This is a genomic window from Roseateles sp. (assembly GCF_047654785.1).
Taxonomy (GTDB): domain Bacteria; phylum Pseudomonadota; class Gammaproteobacteria; order Burkholderiales; family Burkholderiaceae_C; genus Pelomonas.
Window position 1 is genome coordinate 887,018 of sequence record NZ_JASGKQ010000002.1, and the last position, 19,097, is coordinate 906,114.

The window sequence follows — 19,097 nt, forward strand, 5'->3', positions numbered from 1 at the left end:
CCTAGCCGAGCCGGGCCAAGATCGCCGCATGCCCGATCCGTCGTCGATCACCGCCGCGCTGCTGTTCCAGCCGCAAGGCCTGACCCTGCTGCCCGGCGCCGGGCCGGCGGCGGCCGGGCTGCGCGGCCTGCAGGGCCTGCCGCCGGGGCTGCGGGCGCTGCTGCCGGCCGACGAGTCGCCCGGCGCGGCGCGGCTGCTGCTGCCGGCGTTGGCGCCGCGGCCGCCGCGGCTGGGTGACGACGAGTCCTTCCGCCTGCGGCTGGGCGCCGATGCCGTGCATCTGCAGGCCGCCACGCCGGCCGGCGTGGGCCATGGCCTGCATGCGCTGTCGCAACTGTGGCAGGCGGCGCGCGAGGCCGGCCTGCGCGAGCTGCCGGCGCTGCAGGTCGACGACGCGCCCCGCCACCCCTGGCGCGGCCTGCTGGTGGACGTGGCGCGTCGGCCGCTGCCGTTCGACGCGCTGCTGCGCCTGCTGGACGGCATGGCCGCCGCGCGGCTGAACGTGCTGCACTGGCACCTGACGGACGACCAGGCCTGGCGGCTCGAATCGCGGCGCTGCACGGCGCTGCACGGGCGGGCGAGCGGCGGCTTTTTCTACACGCTGGCGCAGGCCCGCGCGCTGGTGGCCGAGGCCGCGGCGCGCGGCATCCGCGTCGTGCCCGAGCTGGACCTGCCCGGCCACTGCTGGGCGCTGGGCCTGGCCTGCCCCGAGTTGCTGTGCCCGCCCGCGCCGACCGCGCCGCAGCCCGGCTTCGGCGTGTTCGGCGCGGCGGTGGACCCCGGCGGCGACGCGCTGTACGGCTTCCTCGACGGCCTGCTCGGCGAGTGGGCCGACGTCTTCCCCGACCCCTGGCTGCACCTGGGCGGCGACGAGATGGCGCCGGCCGCATGGACGGCGCTGGCCGCGCGCCAGGGCAGCACGCTGGCCGAGCTGCAGGCGCGCTACCTCGCCCGCGTCGGCGCGCTGCTGCAGCGCCACGGCCGGCGGCTCGTCGCGTGGGACGAGATGGGCGAGTCCACCGCGCTGCCGCCGGGCAGCGTGCTGCAGTGCTGGCGCGGCGACGAGGCCCTGCGCCTGGCCCCGCCGGGCCTGGCCGGGCGGCTGCGCAGCGCCGGCTTCTACCTGGACCAGATCCACCCCGCCGCCTACCACTGGCGCCGGCCGCTGCGGCTGCCCGCGCGCCCCGCCGCGCCCGCCGCGGGCGCCACCGGCTGGGCGCTGGCGGCCGAGGTCGGCACCTGGGCGGTGGCGGGCCGGCTGTGGCCGCACGAGGGGGGCCGCGAAGGCGCCCGCCTGCACCTGCGCAGCAGCGGCACGCTGGACGAATGGCTGGCGCCCCGGCCCGTGGCCCCGGGCCGCTGGCGCGTGGACAGCGACCTCGGCGAGCTGGAGCTCTGGGCGCCGCGCGACGGCGAGGCCACGGGCTGGCTGCGCCTGGGCGCGCTGCGCCAGCGCTGCGCCTTCCGCCCGCTGGCCGAGGCGCCCGAAGCGCCCGCCTGGCCCGCCGACGCGCCCGCCGCCGCGGTGCCGGTGCTGGGCGGCGAGGCCGCGCTGTGGGCCGAGCTGGTGGAGGCGCCGCAGCTCGCGCTGCGCTGCTGGCCGCGCCTGCTGGCCGTGGCCGAGCGGCTGTGGAGCGACCCGGCCGACGAGCGGCAGCTGGCCCGGCGCCTGGCCGCCGCGCAGCGCTGGCTGGTGGCCACCGGCCGCATCGCCGCCGACCCCGCCGCGTCGCTGTTCGAGGCGCTGTGCCCGGACCCGGCCGAGCGCCAGCGGCTGCGCGCGCTGGCGCTGTGGCTGGAGCCCGGCGCCGGCTATGCGCGCCAGCATGCGAAGAAGCGCGCCGGCCGCTACCACCAGGGCGAGCCGCTGGACCGCCTGGCCGACGCGCTGCCCGCCGAGAGCCCGCTGATGGCCGCGCTGCAGCAGGAGGACGCGCCCGCATGGCGCGCCGCGCTGGCCGAGGCCCGCGCCCAGCTGCCCGCGTGGCGGGCGCTGCTGGCCGCGTCGCCCCGCCTCGCGCCCGCGCTGCCGCTGCTGGCGGTGCTGGACGGGCTGTTCGCGCTGGGCCAGGCGCTGTGGGCCGGCGAGCGCCCCGCCGATGCGCAGCGGCGCCTGCACGAGGCCGCCGCGCTGGTGGACGAGATGCTGCCCGCCCTCGTCCAGCCGCTGCAGCACCGCCTGGACGCGCTGGCATGAGGCGGCTGCTCGTCATCGCCGCGCTGCTGGCCGGCCCCGCCCGGGCCGCCGACCTGGAACTGCTGCACAGCTGGACCTCCGGCAGCGAGGCCGCGATGGTGGCCGAGCTGTCGGCGGCCGCCCGGCGGGCCGGCGTGGACCTGAAGGTCACGGCCGTGGCCGGCGCGTCCAACGCCAGCACGCTGCTGAAGGCGCGCTTCCTGTCCGGCCACCCGCCCGAGCTGGCGCAGACGGACAAGCCGCTGCGCATCTGGTCCGAGGCCGTGCCGCTGGCGGACCTGGGCGCCGCCGTCGACGCGCAGCTCGCCGCGCTGCCGCGGGCCATCGCCGCCGAGCTGCGCGATGCCGGCCGCCCCGCCGCCGTGCCGCTGAACGTGCACCGCCTCAACACGCTGTGGAGCAACCAGCGCCTGCTGCGCGCCCACGGCCTGGCCGTGCCGCAGGACTGGGACGCCTTCCACCGCGCCGCCGCGCAGCTGCGCGCCGCGGGCCTGCTGCCGCTGGCCCTCGGCAGCTCGGCGGGGCAGAAGCTCAGCCTGTTCGTCGCCGTGGTGCTGGGCCGCGCAGGGCGCGACTTCTTCGAGCGCGCGCTGGTGCAGGCCGACCCGGCGCTTCTGGCCGGCGAGCGCATGGCCGCGCTGCTGCGCGAGTTCCGCGCGCTGAAGGCCTACACGGACGCCGGCCAGGTCAGCCGCGACTGGGCCGGCGCGACCGCGCTGCTGCTGCAGGGCAAGGCCGTGTTCCAGTTCACCGGCGACTGGGCCAACGGCGAGTTCCAGAAGGCCGGCTGGCAGCCGGGCGTGGACTACGACTGCAGCGCCGCGCCCGGCAACGGCGGCCTGCACTACTTCGAGTTCGACCGCATCGTGTTCTTCGCCCAGCCCGCGCGCCTGGGTGCGCAGCAGCGGCTGGCCGGCGCGCTGCTGCAGCCGCAGGTCTCGGCGCAGCTCGCGCGGCTGAAGGGCGGCATCCCGGTGCGGGGCGACGCGGACCTGGGCGGCTTCAACGCCTGCGCGCGGCGCTCGGCCGCGGACTTCCGCGCCGGCGAGGCGCGCGGCGAGCTGACGCTGGCGCTCAGCGCCCGCCTGGGCGAGAGCGCCTACGGCGGCCTGCGCGACGTGCTGTCGGCCTATTGGGCCAGCGAGCGCATGACGGTGCAGCAGGCGCAGAAGCGCCTGGCGCTGGCGCTGCGGCAGGCGGATTGACGCGATGAAGCCTCGCCACTCACATCGTCCGCGGCCCGCCGAGGGCTCGCGTCAGCGCCTGCGGGCGGCCGGGCGGCGCTGACATGGCCGAGCGCCGCACGGCCCTGGCCTGTCTCGTGCCGCTGCTGCTGGTCGGCGCGGTGTTCTTCTACGGCTTCCTGCTGTGGACGGGCTGGCTGTCGCTGACGCGCTCCAACCTGATGCCCAGCCAGGAGTTCGTCGGCCTGGCGCAGTACGAGCGCCTGCTGGCGGACCCGCGCTGGCAGGCCGCGCTGTGGAATTTGCTGCGCTTCGGCGCCGGCTTCGTCGTGCTGCCGCTGTTGATCGGCCTGGGCCTGGCGCTGCTGCTGGACCAGAAGCTGCGCGGCGAGGGCGCGCTGCGCTGGATCTACCTGCACCCGATGGCGCTGTCCATGGTGGTCACCGGCAGCGCCTGGCGCTGGCTGATGGACCCGGAGCAGGGCCTCGCGGAAGGCGTGCGCGCTTTAGGCTGGACGGGCTTCCGCTGGGACTGGCTGGCGCAGGAGGAGATGGCCGTCTACGCGCTGGTGGTGGCGGCCGTGTGGCAGATCAGCGGCTTCGTGATGGCGGTGTTCCTGGCGGGGCTGCGCGGCATCGACGAGTCCATGCTGCAGGCCGCGCGGCTGGACGGCGCGACCGGCTGGCGGCTGCTGCGGCGCGTCATCCTGCCGCAGCTCGGGCCCAGCCTGTTCTCGGCGCTGCTGGTGCTGCTGCCGGCGGCGATCAAGACCTTCGACCTGGTCGTCGTGCTCACCGAGGGCGGCCCGGGCCAGGCCAGCGAGCTGCCGGCGTTCTACATGTTCCAGATGGCCTTCGAGCGCAGCCGGCTGGGCCTGGGCGCGGCCAGCGCGATGGTGCTGGTGATGATGGTGCTGTCCATCGCGCTGCCTTATGCGGTGCTGCGTTCGCGCAGGGCGGCGGCATGAAGCGCGCGCTGCACCACGCGCTGGCCGTCGCCGCCGCGCTGCTGATCGCGCTGCCGCTGGCGCTGATGCTGATGAACAGCTTCAAGAGCCCGGGCGAGGCGCAGCAGGGCTTCCTGGCGCTGCCGCGCGAGCCGGGCCTGGCGGCGTGGCGGCAGGCCTGGGCACAGCTCTCGGGCAGCTTCGCCGTCAGCCTGATGCTGGCGGTGCCGGCGGTGGGGCTGTCGGCGCTGCTGGCGGCGCTGAACGGCTTCGTGCTGTGCAAATACCGCTTCAAGGGCGAGCGCTGGGTGGGGCTGCTGCTGGTGCTGGCGTTCTTCCTGCCGATCAAGGTCTACCTGCTGCCGCTGGCGATCACGATGGCCAAGCTCGGGCTGGAGCGCTCGCTGGGCCTGCTGATCGCCATCCACGTGATCTACAGCGTGCCGCTGGCGCTGTTCTTCCGCAACCATTTCCTGGCCTTCCCGGACGAGCTGCTGCAGGCCGCGCGGCTGGACGGCGCGGGCTTCTGGCGGCTGCTGTGGCGGGTGGTGCTGCCGCTGTCGCGGCCGATCTTCGTGGTCGTGCTGATCCTGCAGTTCACGACGATCTGGAACGAGTACCTGTTCGGCCTGGTGTTCGGGCCGGAGGGCGCGCGGCCCATCACCGCCGCGCTGGCGCAGCTGAGCGCGCAGACCGAGACCGGCGCCCGCGCCTACCCGCTGGAGATGGCGGCGGCGCTGCTGGCGGCCGCGCCCACGCTGGCGGTGTACCTGCTGGCCGGGCGGCACTTCACGCGCGGGCTGGTGGCCGGCGCGGTGAAAGGATGACGATGACTGATGAAGCCACCGGCCTGCAGGTGCGCGGGCTGACGCGGCGCGTGGGCGCGCTCACCATCCTGGACGACGTGAGCGTTGCGTTGGACCCGGGCGAGATGCTGATCCTGGTGGGCCCGTCGGGCTGCGGCAAGTCGTCGCTGCTGGGCGTCATCGCCGGGCTGCAGCCGCACGAGGCGGGCGAGATCCACCTGGACGGCCGCCGCATCGAGCGCCTGAGCCCGCGCGAGCGCGACATCGCCATGGTGTTCCAGAACTACGCGCTGTACCCGCACATGAGCGTGGCCGAGAACATCGGCTTCGGCCTGGAGATGCAGGGCTGGCCGCGCGCGAGGCGCGACGCGCGCGTGCTGGAGGTGGCGCGGTTGCTGCAGCTGCAGGGCCTGCTGGACCGGCGACCGGCGCAGCTGTCCGGCGGCCAGCGCCAGCGCGTGGCCATGGGCCGGGCGCTGGCGCGCCAGCCGCGGCTGTTCCTGTTCGACGAGCCGCTGTCCAACCTCGACGCGCAGCTGCGCGCCGAGATGCGCAGCGAGATCAAGCTGCTGCACCAGCGCGTGGGCCGCAGCGCCGTCTACGTGACGCACGACCAGACCGAGGCGATGACGCTGGGCCAGCGCATCGCCGTGCTGAAGGCGGGCCGGCTGCAGCAGCTGGGCACGCCGCAGCAGGTCTACCAGCGGCCGGCCAACCTGTTCGTCGCGCAGTTCCTGTCCAGCCCGGCGATGAACCTGCTGCCCGCGCGGCTGGAGCCCGAGGGCGAGTTCACGCTGCTGCTGCGCGGCGCCGGGCCGGTGCGCTGGCGCGCGGTGCTGCCCGACCCCGCGCGCCTGCTGGGCCGGCCGCTGCTGCTGGGCTGGCGGGCCGAGTCGCTGCGCACCGAGGCCGGCGGCCCGGCGCTGACGCTGCGCGCGCCGGTGCTGCTGGTGGAGCCCACCGGCGTGGACAGCCTGGTGCAGCTGCAGCTGGGCGAGCACCGGCTGCACTGGCGCTGCGCGGGCTGGCCCGACCTGCGGCCCGGCCAGGTGCTCGACCTGCAGCTGCCGGCGGCCGACCTGCTGGTGTTCGACGAGGCGACCGGCGAGCGGCTCTAGACTCCCGGGCCGTGAAAGCCTGGTTTCTTCCGCTGTTGTTCATGCCGCTGGCGGCGCTGGCGCAATTGCCCGCGTCCGCGCCGGTGCTGACGCTGGAGCAGCTGCCCCGCCCGGCGATGCCGCCCGGCGAGCGCGGCCCGGTGGTGCCGGCCCAGGTGGAGCGCTGGCGGCAGGAGGCCAAGGCGCTGGAGTACGGCGACGGCATCGCGCGCGACGAGGTGGCCGCCGCGAAGCTGTACTGCCGCGCCGCCCGCTACGGCGACGCCGAGGCCCAGTACAGCCTGGGCTGGATGCTGACCAACGCGCGCGGCATCCAGCGCAACGACGCCGAGGCCGCCCACCTGTTCGCCGCCGCCGCCGAGCAGGGCATGGCGCAGGCGCAGAACATGCTGGCCCGCCTGGGCGGCACGCCGCTGGGCGACCCGCCGCCCTGCCTGCGTCCGCCCGACACCGACCCGCCGGTGGCCGCCGCCCCGCCGGTGCCGCAGCGCGGCGCCGGCAAGCCCGGCGCGCTGTGGGCCACGCTGCCGCTGCCGCCGCAGGCGCCGCCGGCCATCGCCAACTACGTGAAGCTGGTGGCGCCGGAGTTCCAGCTCTCGCCCGCGCTGGTGCTGGCCGTGATGGCGCAGGAGTCCAACTTCGACCCGCTGGCCGAGTCGCCCAAGAAGGCGCAGGGCCTGATGCAGCTGATGCCCGACACGGCGGCGCGCTTCCGCGTCACGCGGCTGCGCGACCCGTCGCAGAACATCCGCGCCGGCATGGCCTACCTGCGCTGGCTGCTGGCCTACTTCGAGGGCGACGTGATGCTGGCGCTGGCCGGCTACAACGCCGGCGAGGGCGCGGTGGACCGCTACCTGGGCGTGCCGCCCTATGCCGAGACGCGGCAGTACGTGCGCAAGATCATGGCCGCGCTGGGCGGCCAGCGGCTGCACCCCTACGACGCCAGCGTCACCGCCGCTTCGCCCATGGTGCAGCGCGTGAAGGCGAGGATGCAGAGCATCCTGCTGGCGCGCTGACCCGCCGCCGCGCCGCGGCTCACGGCCGGCCCAGCGCCGCCGGCAGGCCGTGCACGCCGATCACCTCCACGCCGCCCCTGAGCGGGAAGGCCCGGGCGATGGGGGCGACGACGAAGGCGGCGTCCAGCTTCAGGTCGTCGATGGCGGTCCAGAAGCCCTTGGTGACGGTGGGCGCGGTGGAGAACTTGACCTCGAAGCCCAGCGTGCGCTGGCCGTGGCTGACCACCACGTCCATCTCGGTGCCGGCGGCGGTGCGGTAGTAGCCGATCTGCGCGCCGGGCGGGAGCGCGGCGGCAATCTGCTCGATGACGAAGCCCTCCCACGACGCGCCGACGATGGGGTGGCCCTGCAGCGCGTCCAGGTCGGCGATGCCGAGCAGCGCATGCACCAGCCCGCTGTCGCGCACATAGACCTTGGGCGACTTGACCAGGCGCTTGCCGAGCTTGGGCAGCACCGGCTCCAGCCGGCGCAGCATCAGCGCGTCGACCAGCGTGTCCAGGTAGCGCGCCACGGTGGTGTGGGCCAGGCCGCCGAGCGACATGCCCAGCGCCGAGGCGTTGAAGCGCTGGCCCTGCAGATGCGCCTGCATGCGCCAGAAGCGGTGCAGGCTCTCGGCGGCCACGCGCACGCCCATCTGCGCCAGGTCGCGCAGCAGGAAGCTCTCGATGAAGTCGCGCCGCCACTCGAACGACGCCGCCTCGTCGGGCGCCAGCAGGCTCAGCGGGAAGCCGCCGCGCAGCCACAGCCGCTGCAGCGCGGCGAGGTCGTCGGGCTGCTCCAGCGCCAGCACCGGCGGCAGTTCCAGGTAACTGATGCGGCCGGCCAGGCTCTCGCTCTTCTGGCGCAGCAGCTCGCCGGAGGCGGAGCCCAGCAGCAGAAAGCGCCCGGGCCGGCGCTGCGCGTCGATCTCGGGACGCAGCGCGCTGAACAGGCCGGGCATCAGCTGCACCTCGTCCAGCACCACCAGGTGTTCGCGGTGGCGGGCGAAGAACAGCTCGGGCTCGGCCAGCTGGGCGCGGTCGGAGGCGCGCTCCAGATCCAGCACCACGGCGCCGGGCTGGCCGGCGGCCACCGCCCGGGCCAGCGTGCTCTTGCCCACCTGGCGCGGCCCCAGCAGCAGCACGGCCGGCGAGCGGCTCATGCGCTGGACCAGGCGGGCCTGGGCGTGGCGGATGATCATCGTTGCATTTTGAGCTTTCGAGGCTCAATTTGCAATGATGAAAGCTTGCAGGCGGCGCAGCGGCCGCCGGCGTCAGTCGCCCGACCCGCCGTAGCCGAACAGGTGCAGCAGGCTGGTGAACAGGTTGAACACGGACACGAACAGGCTGACCGTGGCCAGCACGTAGTTGGTCTCGCCGCCGTTCACGATCTGCTGCGTTTCGTACAGGATCAGGCCGGCCGACAGCAGCGCGACGACGGCGGAGACCGTCAGCGCCAGCGCCGGGATCTGGAAGAACATCGCGGCCAGCCCCGCCAGCAGCGCGACCACCATGCCCGCGAACAGGAAGCCGCCCAGCCACGACAGGTCGCGCCGGGTGGTGGTGGCGTAGGCCGACAGCGCCAGGAACACGGCGCCGGTGGCGCCCAGCGCCAGCGCCACCGCCTGGCCGCCGGCCGGCAGCGACAGCGTGCGGGTGAGCAGCGGGCCCAGCGTCCAGCCCATGAAGCCGGTCAGCGCGAACACCAGGCCGACGGCGGCGCCTCGGTTCTTCAGCTTGTGGATGCCGAACAGCAGGCCGAAGTAGGCCAGCAGCGTCAGCACCAGGCCCGGCGCCGGCAGCTGGAACGCGACGGCCGCGGCCGCGACGGCGGCGCTGAACAGCAGCGTCAGCGATAGCAGCGCGTAGGTGTTGCGCAGCACGCGGTGCGCGGCGCCGCGCGCCGCGCCGTCGTAGGGGGTGGCGATCGCCAGGGTGCGGGGATCGTTGGACATGGCGGCTTCTCCTGAAGGGGATCGAAAGGCCGGCAGGCTAGGCGGGTGTCCCTGCATAAAAAAGCAGAGAATCACGGAAAGATACTTCCGCATAACTTGCATCCTGACCATGAGTATGAGCTTCAGCTACCGGCATCTGTACTACTTCTGGGCGGTGGCCAAGGAGGGCGGGCTCACGCGCGCGGCCGAGCGGCTGGGGCTGTCGGTGCAGACCGTCTCCACCCAGGTGCGCGAGCTGGAGCAGTCGCTGGGCGCGGCGCTGCTGAAGCCGGCCGGCCGGGGCCTGGCGCTGACCGAGGCCGGCCAGGCCGCGCTGGAGATGGCGGAGCAGATCTTCACGCTCGGCGAGGAGCTGCCCGGGCGGGTGCGCGACGCGGCCACGGCGCCCGCAGTGCGGCTGGCGGTGGGCATTTCCGACGGGCTGCCCAAGCTCGTCGTGCAGCGGCTGCTGCAGCCCATCATCGACACGCCGCACCTGCGCCTGCTGTGCCATGAGGACGAGTTCGACGACCTGCTCGGCGACCTGGCGCTGCACCGGCTGGACGTGGTGCTGGCCGACCGCCCGGCGCCGCCCAACCCCAGCCTGCGCGTCTACAGCCATGCGCTGGGCAGCTCGCCCATGGCCTGGTTCGCCGCGCCGCGCTGGGCCGCCGAGGCCCAGCGCGACTTCCCCGCCTCGCTGGCCGGCGTGCCGCTGCTGCTGCCCACGTCGCACGCCGCCGTGCGCGGGCGGCTGGACCACTGGCTGGAGCGCCACGGCGTGCGCGCCCGCGTGGCCGGCGAGTTCGAGGACAGCGCGCTGCTGGCCACCTTCGGCGCGGCGGGCATGGGCGTGTTCCCGGCGGCCGCGCTGATGGGCGACAAGCTCATGCAGCGCGACGGCCTCGTGCACGTGGGCGATTGCACCGGCGTGGAGGAGTCCTTCTACGCCGTGGGCACCGACAAGAAGATCGCCCACCCGCTGGTGCGCCGCCTGCTGCCGCAGCCCGCCGACGCGAGTGGGTGACGCGCCGTGGTTGACGTGAACGTCAATCGGTGCCCGGAGGTTGCTACAGTTGACGTTCACGTCAATCGACCCGCCCTGCAGGCCCGCGCGAGCGGATCGCGGCCGGGCCCACCCAGGAGACTCCGCATGAACCTGCCCGGCCTGAACTTCCAGCTCGGCGACGACATCGACGCGCTGCGCGACGCGGTGCGCGCCTTTGCCGATGCCGAGATCGCCCCGCGCGCCGCCGAGATCGACCGCAGCGACCAGTTCCCGATGGACCTGTGGCGCAAGATGGGCGAGCTGGGCGTGCTGGGCATCACCGTGCCGGAGGCCTACGGCGGCGCCAACATGGGCTATCTGGCGCACATGGTGGCCATGGAGGAGATCAGCCGCGCCAGCGCCTCGGTCGGCCTCAGCTACGGTGCGCACAGCAACCTGTGCGTGAACCAGATCAAGCGCAACGGCAACGACGCGCAGCGCGCCAAGTACCTGCCCAAGCTCATCAGCGGCGAGCACGTCGGCGCGCTGGCGATGAGCGAGCCGGGCGCGGGCTCCGACGTCATCAGCATGAAGCTGCGTGCCGAAGAGAAGGGCGGCTGCTACGTGCTCAACGGCACGAAGATGTGGATCACCAACGGCCCCGACGCCGACACGCTGGTCGTCTACGCCAAGACCGAGCCCGAGCTGGGCGCACGCGGCGTGACGGCCTTCCTGATCGAGAAGGAGATGCCCGGCTTCAGCATCGCGCAGAAGCTCGACAAGCTCGGCATGCGCGGCTCGCACACGGGCGAGCTGGTGTTCCAGGACGTCGAGGTGCCGGCCGAGAACGTGCTGGGCGGCGTCAACAACGGCGCCAAGGTGCTGATGAGCGGGCTGGACTACGAGCGCGCGGTGCTGACCGGCGGGCCGCTGGGGATCATGCAGGCGGTGATGGACAACGTGGTCCCCTACATCCACGACCGCCGCCAGTTCGGCCAGAGCATCGGCGAGTTCCAGCTCATCCAGGGCAAGGTGGCCGACATGTACACCGTGCTGCAGGCCGCGCGCAGCTTCGCCTACACGGTGGCCAAGAACCTCGACCTGCTGGGTGCGGAGCACGTGCGCCAGGTGCGCAAGGACTGCGCCAGCGTCATCCTGTGGACGGCCGAGAAGGCCACCTGGATGGCCGGCGAGGGCGTGCAGATCTTCGGCGGCAACGGCTACATCAACGACTACCCGCTGGGCCGGCTGTGGCGCGACGCCAAGCTCTACGAGATCGGCGCCGGCACCAGCGAGATCCGCCGCATGCTGATCGGGCGGGAGCTGTTCGCGGAGACGATGTGAGGCCGCTGCACGTCGACACGCCGCTGCTGCGTGCGCCGCCGGGGCTGTTCGGCCACCCCGAGGTCTGGCTGAAGATGGACGCGCTGCAGCCCAGTGGCAGCTTCAAGCTGCGCGGCGTGGGGCGGCTGGTGCAGCAGGCGGCGGCGGACGGGGCGCGGGCCATCGTCTGCGCGTCCGGCGGCAACGCGGGCTTCGCGGCCGTGCATGCCGCGGCGGCGCTCGGCCTGCCCGCCACCATCGTGCTGCCGATGAGCAGCAGCGCGGCCGTGGCCGAGCGGCTGGCCGCGCGCGGCGCCGAGGTGCTGCGCCACGGCGCGGTGTGGGACGAGGCGCACGGGTTCGCCGTGGCGCTCGCCGCCGGGCGCGGCGCCGCCTATGTCCATCCGTTCGACCACCCGCTGCTGTGGGCCGGGCACTCGACGCTGATCGACGAGGTCGTCGCGGCCGGCGTCGCGTTCGATGCCGTCGTCACGGCGGTGGGCGGCGGCGGGCTGTTCTGCGGCATCGTCGAAGGGCTGCGCCGCCACGGCCTGCACCAGGTGCCCGTCATCGCCGTCGAAACCCATGGCGCCGCCAGCCTGCAGGCCAGCCTGAGCGCGGGCGAATGGGTCGCGCTGCCGGCCATCACGTCCATCGCCACCTCGCTGGGCGCGCGCCGCGTGGCGGCCGAGGCCTTCGAGCGCGCGGGCTCACACCCGACGCTGGCCGTGCAGGTCGGCGACGCCGAGGCCACCGCCGCCTGCCTGCGCTTCGCGGACGCGCAGCGCGTGCTCGTCGAGCCCGCCTGCGGCGCGGCGCTGGCGGCCGTGGACCGCCACGCCGCCGGTTTCAGCCGGGTTCTCGTCGAGGTCTGCGGCGGCATGGGCGTGTCGCTGGAACTGCTCCGTTCCTGGGCCGCTCCCGCGACAATGCCCGCATGACGACGCCTCCCCACGACACCCTGCCGGACCTGCTCGCCAACAACAAGCGCTGGGCCGCCGACACCGAGGCGCGGGAGCCCGGCTTCTTCTCGCGACTGCTCAAGCAGCAGACGCCGCAATACCTGTGGATCGGCTGCGCCGACAGCCGCGTGCCGGCCAACGAGCTGGTGGATTTGCTGCCGGGCGAGCTGTTCGTGCACCGCAACGTGGCCAACGTGGTCGTCCACTCGGACCTGAACTGCCTGTCCGTCATGCAGTTCGCGGTGGACCAGCTGAAGGTGCGCCACGTCATCGTCGTCGGCCACAGCAACTGCGGCGGCGTCATCGCGGCGCTGAAGGACTTGCGCGTCGGCCTGGTGGACAACTGGCTGCGCCACGTGCAGGACGTGCGCCACATGCACCAGGCCTGGCTGGACAGCCTGCCCGAGCCGCACCGCGTCAACGCGCTGTGCGAGCTGAACGTGCTGGAGCAGGCGCGCAACGCCTGCCACACCACCGTCGTGCAGGACGCCTGGGCGCGCGGCCAGGACGTGGTGGTGCACGGCTGGGTCTACGGCCTGCACAACGGCCTGCTGGAGGACCTGGCGCTGACGGCGGCCTGCGCGGCCGACGTGGATCCGGCCTACCGCCGCGCGCTGGCGCTGGTGAAGGCCCGGCACCCGGCCTGAGCCGGGGCCGGCCGGCGGTCGTTACTGCGCCGCGTACATGCGGGCGTACTTGGCGCCGAAGTACAGGATGAAGGCATAGCAGGCGGCCGGCAGCAGGAAGGACGCCTGCACGCCGAAGCCGTCCGCCAGCGCGCCCTGCGCGAACGGCACGATCGCGCCGCCGACGATGGCCATGCACAGGATGCCCGAGCCCTGGCCCGTGTAGCGGCCCAGGCCGTGCAGCGCCATGCTGAAGATCGTGGGGAACATGATGGAGTTGCACAGGCCCACCGCGAGGATGGCCCACACCGCCGCGCTGCCGCTGCCGAACACGGCCACCAGCACCAGCGCGATGGCGGCCAGCGCATTGAAGGCCAGCGCCTTGCCCGGGCTCACGACGCGCATCACCGCGAAGCCGATGAAGCGGCCCACCATCGCGCAGCCCCAGTAGATGCTGACGTAGTGCGCCGCGTCGGCGTGCGACAGGCCGGCGATGCGCGGCTCGCCGAGGAAGTTGATCAGGAAGCTGCCGATGCTGACCTCGGCGCCCACGTACAGGAAGATGCCGATGGCGCCCAGCACCAGGTGGCGGTGCGCCCAGGCCGAGCCGTGGGCCTCGCCGGGCAGCGGCACGTCGTCGCCATCGGCGATCTGCGGCAGCCGGGCGGCCAGGAACAGCACGGCCAGCACCGCCAGCGCGGCGGCCAGCGCCAGGTAGGGGCCGCGCACGCTGGCCGCCTCGGCCGCCGCGCCGGCCACAGCCGCCCCGGCGGACGACAGGATCAGCACGCCGCCGATCGCCGGGCCGATGGTGGTGCCCAGCGAGTTGAAGGCCTGCGTCAGCGTCAGCCGGCTGGAGGCGGTGCGGGCCGGGCCGAGCACGGTCACGTAGGGGTTGGCCGCCACCTGCAGGATGGTGATGCCCGAGGCCAGCACGAAGAACGCGAACAGGAACAGCCCGTAGCCGGAGGAGGCCGCCGGGTAGAACAGCGCGCAGCCGCCGGCCGCCACCAGCAGGCCGGCCACGGCGCCCTTCTGGTAGCCGATGCGGCGGATCAGCGCGCCCGCCGGCAGCGACACGACGAAGTAAGCGCCGAAGAAGCAGAACTGCACCATCATGGCCTGCACGTAGCTCAGCGTGTAGATCGCCTTCAGGTGCGGGATGAGTACGTCGTTCAGCGACGTGATCAGCCCCCACATGAAGAAGAGCAGCGTGACGATGACGAGCGGGCCGGTGTTGCCGCCGCCGCCCGCCTGCGCGCCGGCGCCGTCCTGCGGCACGGCCGCCGCCGTGTTGTGTGCCATGTTGGCCATGTCGTCTCCTGTTGAATGTCTGTTGCGCCCGGCAGGGGCGCTTCTCGTGGCGGGAGGCTACGGCACGAGGCCGGCCGGGGGCTGCGGCAGGTCGCGCGGGTGCGTGCCCCAGCCGTGGGTGTCGGGCTGGGCCGCGAGCGTGAAGCCCAGCGTGCCGGCGGCCTGCAGCTGCTCCCAGCTCAGCCAGACCTGGCCGACCGGCTTGCCGGCGAGCGTCACCGACTGCACGAAGCGGCGCTCGCCGGGCGCGGCGCCGGGCGCCTCGATGCGCAGCGTGCGGCCGGTGCCCAGGTCGATCTCGGCGCGCGCGAAGCGCGGCGCATGCAGCAGGAAGCGGCCGCTGCCCGGCGTGTCCGGGTACAGGCCCAGCGCGCTGAACAAATACCAGGCGGACATGGTGCCCAGGTCGTCGTTGCCGGTGACGCCGTTGGGCGCGTTGCCGAACAGCGTTTCCGCCGCGCGCAGCACGGTGGTGGTCTTCCAGGGCTGGCCGATCAGCGTGTAGGTCCACGGCGCGTGCAGGTCGGGCTCGTTGTTGGGGTTGTAGCGGAACTGGCTGTAGTAGCTGTACGGGCCCACCACCCAGGACTTGCGCACGGCGCCGGCCGGGTCGGCCTGCAGCGCGGGGTAGTCGAAGAAGTGGTCCAGCCGCTGCGCGGCCTGGGCCGGCCCGCCCATGGCCGCGATCAGGCCGGGGATGTCGTGGCGGGGCATCCACTGGTACTGCCAGGCCGTGCCCTCGTGGAAGCCGCGTTCCGCGCGCGGGTCGTAGCGGCCGTCCAGGTCGGCGAACCAGCTGCCGTCCAGCAGCCGGGGGCGCGGGAAGCCGCGCAGGCCGGTACCGGCGTCCACGGCGTTCGCGTCCCAGAGCTTGCGCCAGTTCAGCGCGCGCTGGTCGAGCAGCTGCGCGTCCTTCGCGTGGCCGAGCGCCCGGGCCATCACGGCCAGCGCGCTGTCGGCCAGCGCGTATTCCAGCGTGGCGGACGCGCCGTGGTGTGGGTCGGTGTCCATGCCCTTGGCGACGAAGCCGCGGTCGAACTGCACGAAGCCCTGGGCCAGGTAGCTGGGGTTGCCGGAGCGGCCCTGGGCGCGGATGCGCTGTGGCGGCACGCCGAAGGCGTTGTCGCGCAGCGCCGCGTAGGCCTCGCGCTCGCGGCCCTTGAGCGCGCCGAAGCGCCACAGGTCGACGAGGAAGGGCGTCGCCGGGTCGCCCGTCATGATGTTGGTCTCGAAGTTGGCGTAGCCCCAGCGCGGCAGCCAGCCGCTGTGCTCGCGGATCTTCAGCACCGAGTTCGCGATGTCGCGCGAGCGCTCCGGGCGCAGCAGCGCCAGCAGCTGGTTCTGCGTGCGGTAGGTGTCCCACAGCGAGAAGTACTCGTAGTAGGTCCAGCCCTTGGCGGTGTGGATCCCGTCGTCGTAGCCGCGGTAGCGGCCGTCGGCATCGCTGCCGGTCATCGGGTGCAGCAGCGCGTGGTAGAGCGCGGTGTAGAACACCGTGCGGTCGTCGCTGCTGCCGCCCTCGATGCGCACGCTGCCCAGCTCGCGCCGCCAGGCGGCCTGGGCCTGCTCGCGCATCGCGTCGAAGGCCAGCGGCCGGCCGCCGGCCAGGCCCTCGGCCTGCAGGTTGTTGCGCGCGCCCTGCGCGTCCACGTGCGAGATCGCGCTGACCGCCGTCACGGCCGGGCCGTCCTTCAGGTCGAAAGTCAGCCACACGCCGTGCGGCCGCGCCTCGCCCTGCTGGCTGGGGCCCTTGGCGCCGGGCTTGCCGCCGTGCTCGTCCCAGATGCCGTGGGCCGTGAAGGCGCGGTCGAAGACCATGCGGAACCAGGTCGTGTACTGCGCGCCGCCGCAGAAGCTCTTGGTGACGATCCTGCCCTCGACGCTGCGCCCGTCCACCACGCGCACCTCGCTGCCGACGACCGAATGGCGCTGGTTGGCCTGGCCGAGGTTGAGCAGCAGGTGGCCGGCCGGCGTGCCGGCCGCGAAGGTGTAGCGCTCGGCGGCGGCGCGGGTCAGCGCGGTGGCCTCGGCGGTGATGCCGCCGTAGCTGGTCAGCTGCACCTTGTAGTAGCCGGCCTGGCCGACCTCGCCCTCGTGGCGGTACTCGGCGGCGTAGCGCTTGTAGTCGAAGCTCTCGGCCTTGGCCGTGTCGAAGTCGCCGCCGGGGCCGATGCGGCCGGTGACCGGCAGCACCTGGAGCTGCCCGCCCTGCTCCCAGCAGCCGGCGCCCGACACGTAGGAGTGGCCGAAGCCGCGGATGCGCGGGTCGCCGTAGCGCCAGCCGGTGTAGTGATCGCCGGTGGGGCTGACCTGGATCATGCCGAACGGCGCCGAGGCGCCGGGAAAGGTGTTGCCTTCGTCCTGGGTGCCGATGAAGGTGTTGACCGGCATCGGGTCGGCCGGCTGCGCGCGCAGCGGCAGCGCGGCGGCCAGGCACAGCGCCAGCAGGCCGGCCCGGCAGGCGCGGGAGGTGAGGGTGGGCATCGGGAGCGTCTCCTGGTAGGGGGCGGCGGGTGCGTGGTCACGCGGCCGGGCCGGCTTGCAGCCTGTCGAACAGGCGGTTCGTGATGTCGGGGCCGGGCGGCGTCGCGCCGGCCTGGGTGCAGGCCGCCGAGCCGGCCGCCAGCGCCGCGTGCAGGTGGGCCTGCAGCGGGCGGCCGGGGTGGCGGTGCAGGCTGTGCAGCAGGCCGGCGGCGCTGGCGTCGCCGGCACCCACGGTGTCCACCACGTCGACCTGCGGCGCGCGCGCGTCGCAGCGCTCGCCGCCGCAGAACAGGCTGGCGCCCGCCTCCGCGCGCGTCAGCAGGCACAGCGCCTGCGGGTTCAGCGCGCGCAGCCGGCGCAGCGCCTCGTCGACCGCCAGGCCCGGGAACAGGCCGCGCAGGTCGTCGTCGGACACCTTGATCACGTCGGCCAGCGCGGCCATGCGCTGCAGCGTGGGCGTGTAGCGCTCGTCCATCAGGTTGCGGTAGTTCGGGTCGTAGCTGATGGCCACGCCCTGCGCCTTCAGCTGCTCGGCCAGCGCCACCAGCCGGCCGGCCAGCGGCTCGCGCGCCAGGCTGATGCCGCCGAAATGCGCCCAGCGCAGCGCGCGCGACCAGCCGCCGGGCAGGGCCTCGACGTCGAAGTGCAGGTCGGCGCTGTCGTCGCCGATGAAGAAGTAGCGCGGCGGCTCGCCGCGCTCGACGACCGCCAGCAGCGGCGAGCGGTACATGCGCTGCATCAGCCGCATGTCCAGGCCGCCGGCCTCGCTGGCGTCCCACAGCGCGTCGCCGAAGCGGTCGCGGCTGACGGCGCCGGCGAAGGCCGTGGGCTCGCCCAGCGCGGCCAGCGCCCGCGCGACGTTCCACACCGAGCCGCCGACGCGGCTGACCCAGCGCTCGTCGCCCTGGTCGATCAGGTCGGTCAGCGCCTCGCCGGCGCACAGCATCAGCGGCGCGTCATGCATGGCCGCCGTCCTTCAGCGCGGCCGCGATGTCGTAGCAGGCGCCCATGGTGTGGTAGTCCACCTTGCCGGCGGGGCTCTTCTCGTCGCTGAGCTTGCGGTTCTGGCCGTCGAGGATGCGGTACCAGGCGCCGTGCTGGTGGTCGACGAAGTGCGTCCAGCTGTAGGCCCACAGGCGCTGGTAGTCGTCCCAGTAGCCCGCGTCGCCGGTGCGCGTGGCCAGCAGCGCGGCGGCGGCGGCGCTCTCGGCCTGCACCCAGAAGTATTTGTCCGCGTCGCAGACGCTGAGGTCCGGCGCGAGCGAGTAGGCCAGGCCGCCGTGCGCGGCGTCCCAGCCCTTGTCCATCGCGGTCCGGAACAGCCGCTCGGCGGTGGGCAGCGCCCAGCCCAGGTCCTTGCCGAGCGCGCCGCCGCGCGCCTCCAGCAGCAGCAGCAGCTTGGCCCATTCGGTGAAGTGGCCGGGCTGGTAGCCCCAGGGGCGGAACAGGTTGGCCGGGTCGTCGATGTTGAAGCGCCAGTCGGGCTGCCACTGCGCGTCGTAGTGCTCCCAGATCAGGCCGCCGCAGCGCTGGGCCTGGCGCTGCGTGATGTTGTAGGCCACGGTGTAGGCGCGCTCCAGGTAGCGCGCCTCGCCGGTGGCCTGGGCGGCGGCCAGCAGCGCCTCGCAGGCGTGCATGTTGGCGTTCTGGCCGCGGTAGCCGGACAGCGTTTGCCAGTCGCGGCTGGCCTCGTCGGCGTACAGGCCGGCCTGCGCATCCCAGAAGCGGTGTTCCAGCTCGTCGTAGACCTCGGCCAGCCAGGGGCGGGCCTCGTCCGCGCCGGCCATCACGGCATGCGCACAGGCCAGCAGCACGAAGGCGTGGCCGTAGGCGTGCTTGGTGCCGTCCAGCACGGCGTGCTCGCCCGGGTGCCAGTCCAGCAGCCAGAGGTAGCCGCCGTGCGCCGTGTCGCGGTGCGCGTCGCGCACGAAGCGCAGCGCGTGGCGCAGGCCGTCCAGGTAGGCCGGGTCGCCGAAGTGGCGGTAGGCCATCGCGTAGGTGAACACGAAGCGCGTGCTGCTGACCAGGTGGCGCTGGCGCGGGTCGTAGACGCTGCCGTCGTCCTTGAAGAAGTGGTACATGCCGCCGCTGGGGTCGATGCAGCGCGGGTGGTAGAAGCCCATGGTGTGCCGCGCGTGGTCGAGCAGCACGGCCCGGGCGCGGAAGTCGGGGAGGGGGGGCTGGAGCTGGGGCATGGCGGGGCGTTCAGGGGTGGGCGGG

At 73.9% G+C, this 19,097-nt stretch carries 16 protein-coding genes; 10 read left to right on the top strand and 6 right to left on the bottom strand.

Annotation, left to right across the window (positions count from 1 at the left end; genetic code table 11):
• Positions 1-28 precede the first annotated feature (28 nt).
• The 6 genes from QM788_RS08595 (at position 29) to QM788_RS08620 (ending at position 7,268) form a co-directional block, all read left to right on the top strand.
• Positions 29-2,197: a family 20 glycosylhydrolase gene (locus tag QM788_RS08595; protein WP_415661069.1), complete on the top strand. Its 2,169-nt coding sequence runs from the start codon at positions 29-31 to the stop codon at positions 2,195-2,197.
• A complete protein-coding gene (locus QM788_RS08600) occupies positions 2,194-3,402 on the top strand; it encodes an ABC transporter substrate-binding protein (RefSeq protein ID WP_415661070.1) in 1,209 nt (402 codons plus the stop codon). Before QM788_RS08595 ends, QM788_RS08600 begins: the two co-directional genes overlap by 4 nt.
• A gap of 83 nt (positions 3,403-3,485) precedes the next feature.
• A complete protein-coding gene (locus tag QM788_RS08605) occupies positions 3,486-4,349 on the top strand; it encodes a carbohydrate ABC transporter permease (protein WP_415661071.1) in 864 nt (287 codons plus the stop codon).
• On the top strand, positions 4,346-5,155 hold the full coding sequence (locus QM788_RS08610) for a carbohydrate ABC transporter permease (RefSeq protein ID WP_415661072.1): 810 nt from the start codon (positions 4,346-4,348) through the stop codon (positions 5,153-5,155). Before QM788_RS08605 ends, QM788_RS08610 begins: the two co-directional genes overlap by 4 nt.
• A 2-nt stretch (positions 5,156-5,157) precedes the next feature.
• Positions 5,158-6,252 carry an ABC transporter ATP-binding protein gene (locus tag QM788_RS08615; protein WP_415661073.1) on the top strand — a complete coding sequence of 365 codons (1,095 nt, stop codon included), beginning with the start codon at positions 5,158-5,160 and terminating at the stop codon, positions 6,250-6,252.
• Positions 6,253-6,263: 11 nt separating this feature from the next.
• On the top strand, positions 6,264-7,268 hold the full coding sequence (locus QM788_RS08620; RefSeq protein ID WP_415661074.1) for a transglycosylase SLT domain-containing protein: 1,005 nt from the start codon (positions 6,264-6,266) through the stop codon (positions 7,266-7,268).
• Positions 7,269-7,287: 19 nt separating this feature from the next.
• On the opposite strand, the gene QM788_RS08625 is transcribed toward QM788_RS08620, so the two are convergent.
• Complete coding sequence (locus QM788_RS08625) at positions 7,288-8,448, bottom strand: ATP-binding protein (RefSeq protein WP_415661075.1); 1,161 nt, start codon at positions 8,446-8,448, stop codon at positions 7,288-7,290.
• A gap of 72 nt (positions 8,449-8,520) precedes the next feature.
• Entirely contained in the window at positions 8,521-9,201 is a 681-nt protein-coding gene (locus tag QM788_RS08630; protein WP_415661076.1) for a Bax inhibitor-1/YccA family protein, read from the bottom strand.
• A gap of 109 nt (positions 9,202-9,310) precedes the next feature.
• Here QM788_RS08630 and QM788_RS08635 point away from each other — a divergent pair, with 109 nt between their 5' ends.
• The 4 genes from QM788_RS08635 (at position 9,311) to can (ending at position 13,100) form a co-directional block, all read left to right on the top strand.
• A complete protein-coding gene (locus QM788_RS08635) occupies positions 9,311-10,207 on the top strand; it encodes a LysR family transcriptional regulator (RefSeq protein ID WP_415661077.1) in 897 nt (298 codons plus the stop codon).
• A 126-nt stretch (positions 10,208-10,333) separates the two neighbouring features.
• Positions 10,334-11,512 carry an isovaleryl-CoA dehydrogenase gene (locus QM788_RS08640; RefSeq protein ID WP_415661078.1) on the top strand — a complete coding sequence of 393 codons (1,179 nt, stop codon included), beginning with the start codon at positions 10,334-10,336 and terminating at the stop codon, positions 11,510-11,512.
• Positions 11,509-12,432, top strand: coding sequence for a pyridoxal-phosphate dependent enzyme (locus QM788_RS08645; RefSeq protein WP_415661079.1), 924 nt, complete (start codon positions 11,509-11,511; stop codon positions 12,430-12,432). Before QM788_RS08640 ends, QM788_RS08645 begins: the two co-directional genes overlap by 4 nt.
• Complete coding sequence (gene can, locus QM788_RS08650) at positions 12,429-13,100, top strand: carbonate dehydratase (RefSeq protein WP_415661080.1); 672 nt, start codon at positions 12,429-12,431, stop codon at positions 13,098-13,100. The genes QM788_RS08645 and can overlap by 4 nt, the downstream gene beginning before the upstream one ends.
• 21 nt (positions 13,101-13,121) lie before the next feature.
• Here can and QM788_RS08655 read toward each other — a convergent pair whose 3' ends face one another.
• From QM788_RS08655 to QM788_RS08670, 4 genes are read right to left on the bottom strand one after another with little or no spacing between them, the layout of a single operon-like run.
• The gene (locus QM788_RS08655; RefSeq protein ID WP_415661081.1) at positions 13,122-14,393 is read right to left on the bottom strand and encodes a sugar MFS transporter; all 1,272 of its coding nucleotides are present in this window, start codon (positions 14,391-14,393) and stop codon (positions 13,122-13,124) included.
• A gap of 57 nt (positions 14,394-14,450) precedes the next feature.
• On the bottom strand, positions 14,451-16,877 hold the full coding sequence (locus QM788_RS08660; RefSeq protein ID WP_415661082.1) for a GH92 family glycosyl hydrolase: 2,427 nt from the start codon (positions 16,875-16,877) through the stop codon (positions 14,451-14,453).
• A gap of 37 nt (positions 16,878-16,914) precedes the next feature.
• Positions 16,915-17,841: a carbohydrate kinase family protein gene (locus tag QM788_RS08665; protein WP_415661083.1), complete on the bottom strand. Its 927-nt coding sequence runs from the start codon at positions 17,839-17,841 to the stop codon at positions 16,915-16,917.
• Positions 17,834-19,072, bottom strand: a complete 1,239-nt coding sequence (locus QM788_RS08670; protein ID WP_415661084.1) for an AGE family epimerase/isomerase — start codon at positions 19,070-19,072, stop codon at positions 17,834-17,836. The genes QM788_RS08665 and QM788_RS08670 overlap by 8 nt, the downstream gene beginning before the upstream one ends.
• Between the last annotated feature and the right edge of the window lie 25 nt (positions 19,073-19,097).